General features: G+C 60.6%; 9 protein-coding genes and 2 riboswitches. Of the genes, 5 read left to right on the forward strand and 4 right to left on the reverse strand.

What is annotated here, in order from left to right:
* Position 1: 1 nt before the first annotated feature.
* On the reverse strand, positions 2-1,072 hold the full coding sequence (gene cobW / locus ACS4NR_RS09030) for a cobalamin biosynthesis protein CobW (protein ID WP_095136192.1): 1,071 nt from the start codon (positions 1,070-1,072) through the stop codon (positions 2-4).
* 98 nt (positions 1,073-1,170) lie between these two features.
* Positions 1,171-1,383, reverse strand: a riboswitch (cobalamin riboswitch).
* A 1,115-nt stretch (positions 1,384-2,498) separates the two neighbouring features.
* Positions 2,499-2,720: riboswitch (cobalamin riboswitch) on the forward strand.
* A 122-nt stretch (positions 2,721-2,842) separates the two neighbouring features.
* On the opposite strand from cobW, the gene ACS4NR_RS09035 reads away from it, so the two are divergent.
* The 4 genes from ACS4NR_RS09035 (at position 2,843) to cobM (ending at position 4,987) form a co-directional block, all read left to right on the forward strand.
* Complete coding sequence (locus tag ACS4NR_RS09035) at positions 2,843-3,040, forward strand: CbtB domain-containing protein (protein ID WP_456019769.1); 198 nt, start codon at positions 2,843-2,845, stop codon at positions 3,038-3,040.
* Positions 3,041-3,051: 11 nt separating this feature from the next.
* The gene (locus ACS4NR_RS09040) at positions 3,052-3,750 is read left to right on the forward strand and encodes a CbtA family protein (protein ID WP_103366942.1); all 699 of its coding nucleotides are present in this window, start codon (positions 3,052-3,054) and stop codon (positions 3,748-3,750) included.
* Positions 3,747-4,160 carry a cobalamin biosynthesis protein gene (locus ACS4NR_RS09045; protein ID WP_098964192.1) on the forward strand — a complete coding sequence of 138 codons (414 nt, stop codon included), beginning with the start codon at positions 3,747-3,749 and terminating at the stop codon, positions 4,158-4,160. Before ACS4NR_RS09040 ends, ACS4NR_RS09045 begins: the two co-directional genes overlap by 4 nt.
* Before the next feature lie 80 nt (positions 4,161-4,240).
* Positions 4,241-4,987: a precorrin-4 C(11)-methyltransferase gene (gene cobM / locus ACS4NR_RS09050; RefSeq protein WP_456019770.1), complete on the forward strand. Its 747-nt coding sequence runs from the start codon at positions 4,241-4,243 to the stop codon at positions 4,985-4,987.
* 147 nt (positions 4,988-5,134) lie between these two features.
* Here the strand turns inward: cobM and nfuA are convergent, their stop codons facing one another.
* From nfuA to ACS4NR_RS09065, 3 genes are all read right to left on the reverse strand, one after another.
* Entirely contained in the window at positions 5,135-5,719 is a 585-nt protein-coding gene (gene nfuA, locus ACS4NR_RS09055) for a Fe-S biogenesis protein NfuA (protein ID WP_003225494.1), read from the reverse strand.
* Between the two features lie 57 nt (positions 5,720-5,776).
* The gene (locus ACS4NR_RS09060) at positions 5,777-6,802 is read right to left on the reverse strand and encodes an acyltransferase family protein (protein WP_456019771.1); all 1,026 of its coding nucleotides are present in this window, start codon (positions 6,800-6,802) and stop codon (positions 5,777-5,779) included.
* Between the two features lie 184 nt (positions 6,803-6,986).
* Positions 6,987-9,281 carry a fatty acid cis/trans isomerase gene (locus ACS4NR_RS09065; RefSeq protein WP_166495902.1) on the reverse strand — a complete coding sequence of 765 codons (2,295 nt, stop codon included), beginning with the start codon at positions 9,279-9,281 and terminating at the stop codon, positions 6,987-6,989.
* Between the two features lie 156 nt (positions 9,282-9,437).
* On the opposite strand from ACS4NR_RS09065, the gene metH reads away from it, so the two are divergent.
* Positions 9,438-13,148, forward strand: coding sequence for a methionine synthase (gene metH, locus ACS4NR_RS09070; protein ID WP_456019772.1), 3,711 nt, complete (start codon positions 9,438-9,440; stop codon positions 13,146-13,148).
* Positions 13,149-13,183: the final 35 nt, after the last annotated feature.

A 13,183-nucleotide genomic window follows, 5' to 3' on the forward strand; every position in this document is an offset into this window, starting at 1 on the left:
CTTAAACGCTGAGCGCGGCGCGCAGTTGCGCTTCGAGTTGCGCGGCGTCGAGTTCCTGACCGATCAGCACCAGACGGGTGACGCGCGCTTCGTCAGCGCCCCACTGGCGGTCGAAGTGCTTGTCGAAACGTGTGCCCACGCCCTGAATCAACAGGCGCATCGGCTTGTTCGGAATCGCCGCGAAGCCCTTTACACGCAGGATGCCGTGCTGCACAACCAGTTGCGTAAGCGCGTCGAGCAGCAGGCTTTCGTCGGCTTGCGGCAGTTCGATCGAGATCGAATCGAAGGCGTCGTGATCGTGGTCATCGTGATCGTCATCACCGTCGTGGTGGTGATCGTGATGGCTGTGACGGCTGTCGATATGTTCTTCGGATCCGGCACCGAGACCGATCAGCACGTCCAGCGGCAGGCGACCGTTGCTGGCTTCGATGATTTTTACTGCCGGCGGCAGTTCTTCGGCGACTTCAGCGCGAACGCGAGCCAGATCTTCGGCGCTGGTCTGGTCGGCCTTGTTGAGGATCACCAGATCGGCGCTGGCCAGTTGATCGGCGAACAGTTCGTGCAGCGGCGATTCGTGATCCAGATTCGGGTCGAGTTTGCGCTGGGCATCGACCTGATCCGGGAACGCAGCGAAGGTGCCAGCGGCCACGGCCGGGCTGTCGACCACGGTGATCACCGCATCCACGGTGCAGGCGCTGCGGATTTCCGGCCACTGGAAGGCTTGCACCAATGGTTTTGGCAGAGCCAGACCGGAGGTCTCGATCAGGATGTGATCGAGATCGCCGCGACGGGCGACCAGTTCACGCATCACCGGGAAGAACTCTTCCTGCACCGTGCAGCACAGGCAGCCGTTGGCCAGTTCGTAGACGCGGCCGGTGGCTTCTTCTTCGGTGCAGCCGATGGTGCATTGCTTGAGGATTTCACCGTCGATGCCCAGCTCGCCGAACTCGTTGACGATCACCGCGATACGACGGCCCTGAGCGTTGTCGAGCATGTGTCGCAGCAAGGTGGTTTTGCCCGAGCCGAGGAAACCGGTGACGATGGTGACGGGGAGTTTGGCCAGTGTTTTCATCGGATGCCCTTTGGCAAGGTGGCGGGCATGCGGGACGAGATCCGCTGCGAGCGTGCGCGCGGAAGAATTCGCCACCGGATCACCCCGCCCGGTTGTAGTGAGAAATCTGTCACGAGGCAGGTCTCCTGGCTGACGGTGTTCAGGCCTTGCGCCTGGCGTTCGTTGCGCCTTCCCGCGGGCTCAGTGGATTGAGCTGGCAGTGGCGTGGCAACGAACTTCACCGTTCACAGTTGCGGGGGCAGCCGCGGCTTTGACCGCGTTCCCTTCTTAGCTTCGGCGTGGGCCGAAGAACCTCGAAAGCGCAAGGCTACGCATCGGGTGGTGACCGGTCAATGGTTGGATTGGGGGCATATCCGTTGCTGCGGGGGTTGCTGATTACGGTTTCGCCATTGCGGCGGGTCACTTTTGCCAGACTTCGGGTTACGGGGTTTGGTTTTTTTGGATTGGGGGCATATCCGTTTCTGCGGGTGTCGCCGCTGGCGGTTTCGCCGTTGAGGCGGGTCACTTTTGCCAGACTTCGGGTTAAGGGGTTTGGTTTTTTTGGATTGGGGGCATATCCGTTTCTGCGGGTGTCGCCACTGGCGGTTTCGCTCTTACAGCGAGTCACCTTTTCCAAACGCCGAAAAGGTAACCCAAAAGGCTTTGCCCCGGCGTACGGCACTTCGCTGAGGCTCAGTGTTCCCTCGCTACGGTGTCCATCCGGGGGCATCGCCTACGGTTTGCTTCGCTGCACCTCCTCTCGATGTATGCGGCTTCGCCGCATGGCGCTGCGCGCCTAACCCCCTGATGGACACCTTCGCTCGGCCTGCCGAAGGGGCAGAAGATCAAAAGCCACATCAAAAGCCAGAGCCAAAGCAGGTCAAAAGATCGCAGCCTTCGGCAGCTCCTACATGGGATTGGGTGTGTTCAGTTGGAGTTTGGTCGACTGGCAGGCCGCCTTCGCGAGCAAGCCCGCTCCCACAGTTGGAATGGGTGTGTTCAGTTTGAAATTGGTCGGCTGTCAGGCCGCCATCGCCAGCAGGATGGCTCCTACAATTTAGATAGCGTGCACCCCATGCGGCGAAGCCGCCCCACTCAACACAATGAGCGTTAGCTCGAGTACCGCTTTTGATCTGAGGGCCCGTCGGCAGGCTGAGTGGAGGGATTTATCCGGGGGGGGGAGCGCAGCGACCGTTTGGCGCAGCCAAACACAGCGAGAGGAGGTGCAGCGAAGCAAACCGTAGGCGCTGCCCCCCGGATGAATCCCGCAGCGAAGGAACCCGAGCCTAGGCGAGGGCCGGACGTCAGGGCATAGACCTTTTGGTTACTTTTGGGGCGTTTGCCAAAAGTGACCCGCCGTAAGGGCGGAACCCTAAGTGGCCGTTACCGCAGCAATGGATATCCCCCCATACCCATCCGATTGACTCAAATCCCCAACCCATGCTCTCCTACACAACTTGTTACGGGTGCCCTTCACAGGGTGAAACGGGAAACCGGTGAATCATGTGCTTTACTCAAAGCCATGTCAGTCCGGTGCTGCCCCCGCAACGGTAAGCGAGCGAAGCGTCAAATCCACTGTGCCATTACGGCATGGGAAGGTGACGCTTGCAGGTCGGCCAGACGCCAACCCCTCGTGAGCCCGGAGACCGGCCCGCAACACACAGTGCGCATTTTGCGTCACTGAACATAACAAACCCGCGGTGGGCGGGCGCTGTTCGAACCTCTGCGTGCCCGACTCGCAGGGGTTTTCATGCGCTCTGTTGACCCGCTGACACTCCAGAGGGAAGCGCCATGTCGATCATCAGCAGCACCGGCAGCAACACCGACAAAATCTCCAGCACCAGCACATTGAGCCAACGCCTGACCGCCGCGATTTTCGCGTCGTTCCTGGGTGCCGGCCTCGTTTACTTCGCCGGTTTCTCGCACATCGAAGCGGTGCATAACGCCGCTCACGATACCCGCCACAGCGCCGCGTTCCCGTGCCACTGAGACCTGCCGACATGATCAAGCGTATCGCGCAAACCGCAGGCTTCACCGGCCTGCTGGCCGCCCTGCTGCTGACATTGCTGCAAAGCTTCTGGGTCTCGCCGCTGATTCTGCAGGCCGAAACCTTCGAGAAATCCGAACCTGTGGCCGTTCACGAACACGCCGCCGGCACCGCCGCTCACACCCATGACGCCGAAGCCTGGGAGCCGGAAGATGGCTGGCAACGTGTGGTCTCGACCACCGGCGGCAATCTGGTAGTGGCAGTCGGTTTCGCCCTGATGCTCGCCGGCCTGTACACCCTGCGTGCACCGACCAAAACCTCGCAAGGCCTGCTCTGGGGCCTGGCCGGCTACGCGACCTTCGTCCTTGCGCCGACCCTGGGCCTGCCGCCTGAACTGCCGGGCACCGCCGCAGCCGATCTGGCTTCGCGGCAAACCTGGTGGATCGGCACCGCTGCCTCCACCGCAGTTGGCCTGGCGTTGATTGTGTTCAGCCGCCACTGGCTGATGAAGTTGCTGGGCGTGGCGATCCTCGCCGTGCCGCACGTGATCGGCGCTCCGCAACCGGAAGTGCATTCGATGCTCGCTCCGGAAGCGCTGGAAACCCAGTTCAAAATCGCTTCGCAGTTGACCAACGTGGCGTTCTGGCTGGCCCTGGGCCTGATCAGCGCCTGGTTGTTCCGCCGCAAAAGCGATGGTCAGTACCACGCATGACAGATGACCGCGCAGCGCCGACCTTCGTGGTCGGCCTGGGCTGCCAGCGCGGCTGCCCGGTCAGCACGCTGCGCGCGTTACTCGATCAGGCGTTGCAGGCGCATCGCATCGAGCTGGAAGCGGTCAAGGCCCTGGCCAGCATCGATCTCAAACGCGATGAACCCGGTTTGCAGGAACTGGCCAGCCAGTTGGCGTTGCCGCTGTTGTATTTCAGCAGCGACGAACTGGCCAATTATCAGCAACGCCTAAGCCACCATTCGCAGATCGCCTACGAGCGCACCGGTTGCTACGGCGTTGCGGAGAGTGCCGCGCTGGCCCTTGCCGAGCAGTTGATTCAGGCACCGGCAAAACTGCTGATTTCCCGGCAAAAATACGCTCAGGCAACCTTGGCATTGGCCGGCGCTGCGTAAATTCCCGATAATCCCCCGTTTGATCATGAGCAATCTTCATCTGAAGCGTTGCCCTGCCCCGTTTTCCACAGGATTTCTTCATGACCGTCTACTTCATCGGCGCCGGCCCCGGCGACCCGGAACTGATCACCGTCAAAGGCCAGCGGTTGATCCGCAGCTGCCCGGTGATCATCTACGCAGGCTCGCTGGTGCCGGCCGCGGTGCTGGAGGGGCATCAGGCCGAAACCGTGGTCAACAGCGCCGAATTGCATCTGGAGCAGATCATTCAACTGATCACAACCGCCCATGCCAAGGGCCAGAACGTAGCGCGGGTGCATTCGGGTGATCCGAGCCTGTATGGCGCGATTGGCGAGCAGATTCGTTATTTGCGTGAGTTGCAGATTCCGTTCGAAATCATCCCCGGCGTCACCGCCACCGCAGCGTGTGCGGCGTTGCTTGGCGCGGAACTGACATTGCCGGACGTGTCGCAGAGCGTGATTCTGACCCGCTACGCGGACAAGACCGCGATGCCGGCGGGTGAGGAACTGAGCAGTCTGGCGCAGCATGGCGCGACCATGGCGATTCATCTGGGGGTCAATCATTTGCAGAAAATCATCGCCAAACTGCTGCCGCATTACGGCGCGGATTGCCCGATTGCGGTGATTCACCGGGCGACGTGGCCGGATCAGGACTGGGTAGTGGGGACGCTGGAGGATATTGCCGAGAAGGTTGCGGCCAAAGGGTTTCGGCGTACGGCGTTGATTCTGGTGGGACGGGTGTTGGGCAGTGAGGTGTTTAGCGAGTCGTCGCTGTATCGCGCGGGGCATGCGCACCTCTATCGCCCATGAAGGCCCTTTCGCGAGCAAGCCCGCTCCCACATTTGGAATGCGCTCAAATGTGGGAGCGGGCTTGCTCGCGAAGGCGTCATTGAATTTCACGCAAAAAAAACGGCGCTCACGGGGCGCCGTTTTTTATGTTCGCAGTGAACACCTTACTCAGTAGTAGGCATTTTCTTTCTGCGTGTGGTCGGTCACGTCACGCACACCTTTGAGCTCTGGAATACGCTCGAGCAAGGTGCGCTCGATGCCTTCCTTCAGGGTCACGTCGGCCTGGCCGCAGCCCTGGCAACCGCCGCCGAACTGCAGCACGGCGATGCCGTCCTCGACCACATCGATCAGGCTGACCTGACCGCCGTGGCTGGCCAGCCCCGGGTTGATTTCGGTTTGCAGGTAGTAGTTGATGCGCTCGTTGACCGGGCTGTCGGCGTTGACCATCGGGACTTTGGCGTTTGGCGCCTTGATGGTCAGCTGGCCGCCCATGCGGTCGGTGGCGTAATCGACGACGGCATCGTCAAGGAACGCTTCGCTGAACGAATCGATGTAGGCAGTGAAGCTTTTCAGCCCCAGCGCGGTATCTTCTGGTTTTTCTTCGCCCGGCTTGCAGTAGGCAATGCAGGTTTCGGCGTACTGGGTGCCAGGCTGGGTGATGAAGACGCGGATGCCGATGCCCGGGGTGTTCTGCTTGGAGAGCAGATCGGCCAGGTAATCGTGGGCGGCGTCGGTAATGGTAATAGCGGTCATGGAAACTCCTCGCAGGCTTGGGCGCAGTTTACGCCAATCATTGCGCCGGACAAAGTCCTAGTATTTTTGTCGGGAAAGATTCTCGACAGATGCGTGCAACGGTTCGCCATCGATCCGCGCTTTAAGCCACTGATAGCTGCGTTTTTCCACCCATTCGTAGCTCAACCATGACCCCACGCCAATGGCCAGCGCGCAGACGATGAACATCAGATACGGGTTTATCCCGTAGTGCCGCGCGATAAAACCGCCAACCGACAGTATCAGCACGTGCATCAGATACACCGAATAGGAACAGTCACCCAGCCATTTCATCACCCGGTTACGCTCGACGTAACGCTCCAGCGCCATGCAGGCCATCACCAGTACCGCGCTCGGCACACCCCAGTTCAACAGCCTTGGCGCTGGCGCCAGGTGATAGATCGCCAACAACGCGGCGCCCATCGCCAACAGCGGCAGCCACAGGCCGGCGCCAATCCAGCCCCGGCGATAAAGCACGCCGATGCCGATCCCCAGCAAAAACTCGTAGACGATATCGGAACGGTAAAACTCGTTGAGCCAGCCGAACGCCTGACATGCTGAAAACAGTAATGCGGCGACCACCAGCAAGCGCACCTGCCAGCGGAACACCAGCGCACACGCAAACAACACATAGAAGAGCATTTCGTAATTGAGCGTCCAGCCGACATTGAGCGTCGGATAGATCCCATAGCCGCCGGGGTTTTGTGCAGGGATGAATAACAGCGACGCGAGGAAATGCGCCCAGTCCACCGTCTGATCCGGCAACAGCGGCTGGGCGAAGACCACCAACAACGCCATCAACAGCGTGTACAGCCAGTACGCGGGGACAATCCGCGACAGCCGATACAGCAGGAATTGCCCCGGCCGCAGAATCTTGTCCTCGGTGGACAGGAAAATCACCAGACCGCTGATGACAAAGAAAATATCGACGCCGACCGCGCCTTTGTCGATGAAGAACTGCCCGACCGGGCCGCGGGCCTTGAAGTCGAAGAAAATCTGCATGAAGTGGTGGCAGACCACCGTCCACGCGGCAAGCGCCCGCAGGGCCTGCACTGAAATCAACATGATCGGCTCCTGTCCACAACTCTCAAAACCACCACCGACCCCTTGTAGGAGTGAGCCTGCTCGCGATGACGGCATGTCAGGCGACAACCATTCTGAATGGACTGACGCCATCGCGAGCAAGCTCACTCCTACAGGGAATGTGCGGTGTTGCTAAGAATTAGGACAGTCGGCCTGTATTAAACGATCAAAGATTCTCGTAGCGGTTCATGTCCAGCACGCCCTCTTCCACCGGATCGGTTTCGTGGAGGTATTGGCTCAGGTCGTGGAAATAGAACCAGAATTGCGGATGACTGCGACGGATCCCCCAGCGTTCGACGATTTTCTCGAAACGATCGGCATCCTTGGCATTCTCCATGGCATCGACAAATTCCGATACTTGCTCGGCCGGAATGTTGAAGATGAAGTTCGGATAGCTGCTGAGCACGCCCGGGTAAATGGTCAAGGTGTCCAGCCCTGGCTGATAGCGCAGCGACTCGCCCAACAGGAACGCCACGTTGCTGTGCGCGCGATTGCGCAGCAGGCTGTATACCTCGCGTTTGCCGCTGCGGGTTTCGATGCGCAGCATGCTCGCTTCCGGCAATTGGTCGATGACCTTCAAACCGGCGGCCGGGCGCGAAGTCAGACGGCTCAACGCCTGCTCGGCATTTTGCAGGGCCGGGTCGATATTCGGCCGCGAGCAATAGGCGCCGTCACAGCGGTTGATCGGATCCGGCCGCGCATTAAGGTCGCCATAACGCCCCAACAACTGCATGGCGAAGTCGAATTTCGGATCTTTCTCATCGAGTTTCAGTGCGGTCGGTTTGTCGTCGTCGATGGCTTCGTAATCGAGCCACATCTTGAACTGGCCGCTGCTCTGGTACCAATCGTTGAGGTAGCCCTCGCGGGAATCGGCCGGCATCAGGCGCAGGAAGTTCTGCTCGGCACCGTTGCGGATCAGATCGAAATACAGGCGGGTCTGCGCCTGATGGGAGACGTTGCCGAACACATCGAAATTCACCGCCAACTGGTAATAGGTGCGCTCCAGCAGCGGATAGTCGAACAGCCACATGGTCTGTGGCACCTCGCCAATCAGGCCTTTGGTCACCGACGCACTGTCAAAGTGACGGAAAATGCTCAGCAGCGCGTTATCGTTACCGGCCCACAGAGTTGACCAGCTCGGGGCCGGCAGTTCGGCGTAGCTGTCGCGGCGCAGGGCTTCGTATTCGTTGCGCTTGTTGCGGTAGTTGTGCCACAGACTCAGCACACTGCCGACGTCGTCGTTCTGCCCGGGCATTGCCAGCAACGGCGTGGCCTGGCCGCGATAGTTGGGATCGGTGATGTACAGATCGTGTTCCGGAGCCTGGAACAGCGCCCAGAAGTTATCGCGGATCACATCCGTCGCAATCTGCCCACGGCACACCGGCCCGCGAATAAAGGTGCGGACGAAGTATTCGGCGTTGTCGAGCATGAACTGATAACGCGCCTGCGCCGGAATCGCCTCGAAGGTGGCGAACGGGTTGGCCCGGCTCTGCGGGCCGTAACCCGGCAATGCATTGACCTGCCAGTTGCCGCTGTAGAACAGGCTCTTGACCCGTGCCATCTTCGCCGCGCTCAGCGGATAGGTGATGTGGGTCTTGTGCACGATCACCCCTTGCACCGGCCACAAGCGGTAATACACCTGAGTGCCCGGATCGTCATTCGGGCGACGGGTGGCGATCAGGTCGATCGGCTGCCCTGTCGGCGTGCGCGAACGCACCCATTGGAAGTAGTGCCCCGGTTCGCCGTCCTTGAAATAGAGGTGCGCAAGGTACCAGTGTTCGAACAGCCAGCGCCCGACCAGACTCTGCCGCGCGCCCGGCGCATTGAGCAGGTTTTCCCACTGGACGATTTGCAGCGCTTCTTTGGCGCTCGGCGCCAGCCCCTGCTCGTCGATCGGTGCACCGGACGCCAGCCAGCGTTGCAGGGTCTGGTATTGCTGATCGGTCAGCCCGGTCACCGCCAGCGGCATGCCTTCTTTCGGGTGAGCGCCGGCATAGCCGTCAAACTCGGCGGGCATCGCGCACATGTTTTCCCGTTGCAGGCCGAGGACGATGTCTTGCGGCAGCTTGGCATTCGGGGTCAGCGGGGTTTTGTGGCCCAGTTCCAGCATCCGCGCCATCAGCGCCGCCTGGCTGCCCTGGGCATCGAGTACCGAATAAAAGCCTTTCTGCTGCCAGGCACGTTTGCCGAAGGCGTCGTAGAACAGCCGCGTGGTCGGCGCCGCCTGAGTGCGTTCGCCGTCGTAGACCGGCATCTTGCTCGCGCCCCGCCCTGCGCCTTCGCCGCTGCCCAGATTGAGCTGGCACGCCGAGTCGTAGCAGGCGTGGCAGGCCACACACTTCTCGGTGAAGATTGGCTGGATATCACGCGTATATGAAATAGAAGGTGAGATCGCGGGTTCCTGCGCAATGGCGCCCCAGCTTAAAAACAGCAAGAAAATGCTGATGACGCGGTACGACATGCCCATGATCCCGATCGTGAAAAAAACGCCCGCGATTCTACAGTATGACGCTCGTACCAACATGAACGATATTCATGCAAAAGCAGCACGTGCTCCAAAAGCGCACAGGTTTGTTATGATCCCGCCCCTTCGTCATGGTCTTTTCGAGTAGTCCCAATGTCCGATCGCAGCGTCCGCCTTCAAGCTCTCAAGCAAGCCCTCAAAGAGCGCATCCTGATTCTCGACGGCGGCATGGGCACGATGATCCAGAGCTACAAGCTCGAAGAGCAGGATTATCGCGGCAAACGCTTCGCTGACTGGCCAAGTGACGTCAAGGGCAATAACGACCTGTTGGTGATCACTCGTCCCGACGTGATCGGTGGCATCGAAAAGGCTTATCTGGATGCCGGCGCCGACATTCTGGAAACCAACACCTTCAACGCCACACGCATTTCCATGGCCGATTACGGCATGGAAGAGCTGGCGTACGAATTAAACGTAGAAGGCGCGCGACTGGCGCGCAAGGTGGCCGACGCCAAGACCGCCGAGAACCCGGACAAGCCGCGTTTCGTCGCCGGCGTGCTCGGCCCGACCAGCCGCACCTGCTCGCTGTCGCCTGACGTGAACAACCCCGGCTACCGCAACGTCACTTTCGATGAGCTGGTGGAGAACTACACCGAGGCCACCAAAGGCCTGATCGAAGGCGGCGTCGATCTGATCCTGATCGAAACCATCTTCGACACGCTCAACGCCAAAGCCGCGATCTTCGCCGTGCAAGGGGTGTTCGAAGAGCTGCACATCGAACTGCCGATCATGATTTCCGGGACCATCACCGATGCGTCCGGCCGCACCCTCTCGGGCCAGACCACCGAAGCATTCTGGAACTCGGTGGCCCACGCCAAGCCAATCTCGGTCGGCCTCAACTGCGCGCTCGGCGCCAGTGAGCTGCGTCCATACCTGGAAGAGCTGTCGAACAAGGCCAGCACTCACGTTTCCGCGCACCCAAACGCCGGTTTGCCGAACGAGTTCGGCGAGTACGACGAGTTGCCGGTGGACACCGCCAAGGTCATCGAAGAATTCGCCCAGAGCGGTTTCCTCAATATCGTCGGCGGTTGCTGCGGCACCACCCCGGGCCACATCGAAGCCATCGCCAAAGCCGTCGCCGGTTACGCGCCACGGCAGATTCCGGACATTCCCAAGGCCTGCCGCCTGTCGGGCCTGGAGCCGTTCACCATTGATCGCAGCTCGCTGTTCGTCAACGTTGGCGAGCGCACCAACATCACCGGTTCCGCCAAGTTCGCCCGTCTGATCCGTGAAGACAACTACACTGAAGCCCTGGAAGTCGCCCTGCAGCAGGTCGAGGCCGGCGCGCAGGTGATCGACATCAACATGGACGAAGGCATGCTCGATTCGAAGAAGGCCATGGTGACCTTCCTCAATCTGATCGCCGGTGAACCGGACATCTCCCGCGTGCCGATCATGATCGACTCGTCGAAATGGGAAGTGATCGAAGCCGGTCTGAAATGCATTCAGGGCAAGGGCATCGTCAACTCGATCAGCATGAAAGAAGGCGTCGAGCAGTTCATCCATCACGCCAGACTGTGCAAACGCTACGGTGCGGCGGTGGTGGTGATGGCGTTCGACGAAGCCGGCCAGGCCGACACCGAGGCGCGCAAGAAAGAAATCTGCAAACGCTCCTATGACATTCTGGTCAACGAAGTCGGCTTCCCGCCGGAAGACATCATCTTCGACCCGAACATCTTCGCCGTGGCCACCGGTATCGAAGAACACAACAACTACGCTGTGGACTTCATCAACGCCTGTGCCTACATCCGCGACGAGCTGCCGTATGCGCTGAGCTCCGGCGGCGTGTCCAACGTGTCGTTCTCGTTCCGTGGCAACAACCCGGTGCGCGAGGCGATTCACTCGGTGTTCCTGCTGTACGCGATCCGCGCCGGCCTGACCATGGGCATCGTCAACGCCGGTCAGCTGGAAATCTACGACCAGATCCCGCAGGAGCTGCGCGACGCCGTCGAAGACGTGATCCTCAACCGCACGCCGGAAGGCACCGACGCCCTCCTCGCCATCGCCGACAAATACAAGGGCGACGGCAGCGTCAAGGAAGCCGAGACCGAAGAGTGGCGCAGCTGGGACGTCAACAAGCGTCTGGAGCATGCGCTGGTCAAGGGCATCACCACCCACATCGTCGAAGACACCGAAGAGTCGCGCCAGTCGTTCGCCCGGCCGATCGAAGTCATCGAAGGCCCGCTGATGTCCGGCATGAACATCGTCGGCGACCTGTTCGGCGCCGGCAAAATGTTCCTGCCGCAGGTGGTGAAATCCGCCCGCGTAATGAAGCAGGCCGTGGCGCATTTGATCCCGTTCATCGAACTGGAAAAAGGCGACAAGCCGGAAGCCAAGGGCAAGATCCTGATGGCCACGGTAAAAGGCGACGTGCACGACATCGGCAAGAACATCGTCGGCGTGGTGCTGGGTTGCAACGGCTATGACATCGTCGACCTCGGCGTGATGGTTCCGGCGGAGAAAATCCTCCAGGTCGCCAAGGAAGAAAAGTGCGACATCATCGGCCTGTCTGGCCTGATCACCCCGTCGCTGGACGAGATGGTCCACGTTGCCCGCGAAATGCAGCGTCAGGATTTCCATCTGCCGCTGATGATCGGTGGCGCGACCACGTCCAAGGCGCACACCGCCGTGAAAATCGAGCCGAAGTACAGCAACGATGCAGTGGTCTACGTCACCGACGCCTCGCGCGCGGTGGGCGTGGCGACGCAGTTGCTGTCCAAGGAACTCAAGGCCGGTTTCGTCGAGAAGACCCGTCTGGAATACGTCGATGTACGTGAGCGCACCGCCAACCGCAGCGCCCGAACCGAGCGCCTGAGCTACGCGGCGGCGATCGCCAAGAAGCCGCAGTTCGACTGGGCCAGCTACACGCCGGTCAAACCGACCTTCACCGGCACCCGCGTGCTGGACAACATCGACCTCAACGTTCTGGCCGAGTACATCGACTGGACGCCGTTCTTCATCTCCTGGGACCTGGCCGGCAAATTCCCGCGCATCCTCGAAGACGAAGTGGTCGGTGAAGCCGCCACCGCGCTGTACAAGGATGCGCGTGAAATGCTCACCAAGCTGATCGACGAGCAGCTGATCAGCGCCCGTGCGGTGTTCGGTTTCTGGCCGGCCAATCAGGTGCATGACGACGACATCGAACTGTACGACGATGACGGCAAGCCAATGGCGCGCCTGCATCACCTGCGCCAGCAGATCATCAAGACCGACGGCAAACCGAATTTCTCGCTGGCCGACTTCGTCGCGCCGAAAGACAGCGAAGTGACCGACTACGTCGGTGGTTTCATCACCACCGCCGGCATCGGCGCCGAAGAAGTCGCCAAGGCCTATCAGGACGCTGGCGACGATTACAACTCGATCATGGTCAAGGCACTGGCCGACCGTCTGGCCGAGGCCTGCGCCGAATGGCTGCACCAGCAAGTGCGTAAGGAGCACTGGGGTTATGCCAAGGATGAGGCGTTGGATAACGACGCGCTGATCAAAGAGCAATACTCCGGTATCCGTCCGGCACCGGGTTATCCGGCCTGCCCGGATCACACCGAGAAGGCCACGCTGTTCACCCTGCTCGATCCTGAAGCCAGCGAAATGCGTGCGGGCCGCAGCGGCGTGTTCCTCACCGAGCATTACGCGATGTTCCCGGCGGCAGCGGTCAGCGGCTGGTACTTCGCCCATCCGCAGGCGCAATACTTTGCCGTGGGCAAGGTCGACAAGGATCAGGTGCAGAGCTACACCTCGCGCAAAGGTCAGGAGCTGAGTGTGACCGAGCGCTGGCTGGCGCCGAACCTCGGTTACGACGAATGACCGCAACGGTCAGCCCCCGGACCTGCCGGGGACTG

It is taken from the genome of Pseudomonas sp. JQ36 (assembly GCF_053851495.1).

Excerpts from the sequence above, each read along its gene's own strand:
- cobW (WP_095136192.1), bottom strand. The coding sequence starts at position 1,072 with ATGAAAACACTGGCCAAACTCCCCGTCACCATCGTCACCGGTTTCCTC.
- nfuA (WP_003225494.1), bottom strand. The coding sequence starts at position 5,719 with ATGACCGCTATTACCATTACCGACGCCGCCCACGATTACCTGGCCGAT.
- ACS4NR_RS09045 (WP_098964192.1), top strand. The coding sequence starts at position 3,747 with ATGACAGATGACCGCGCAGCGCCGACCTTCGTGGTCGGCCTGGGCTGC.
- cobM (WP_456019770.1), top strand. The coding sequence starts at position 4,241 with ATGACCGTCTACTTCATCGGCGCCGGCCCCGGCGACCCGGAACTGATC.
- ACS4NR_RS09065 (WP_166495902.1), bottom strand. The coding sequence starts at position 9,281 with ATGTCGTACCGCGTCATCAGCATTTTCTTGCTGTTTTTAAGCTGGGGC.
- metH (WP_456019772.1), top strand. The coding sequence starts at position 9,438 with ATGTCCGATCGCAGCGTCCGCCTTCAAGCTCTCAAGCAAGCCCTCAAA.
- ACS4NR_RS09060 (WP_456019771.1), bottom strand. The coding sequence starts at position 6,802 with ATGTTGATTTCAGTGCAGGCCCTGCGGGCGCTTGCCGCGTGGACGGTG.
- ACS4NR_RS09035 (WP_456019769.1), top strand. The coding sequence starts at position 2,843 with ATGTCGATCATCAGCAGCACCGGCAGCAACACCGACAAAATCTCCAGC.
- ACS4NR_RS09040 (WP_103366942.1), top strand. The coding sequence starts at position 3,052 with ATGATCAAGCGTATCGCGCAAACCGCAGGCTTCACCGGCCTGCTGGCC.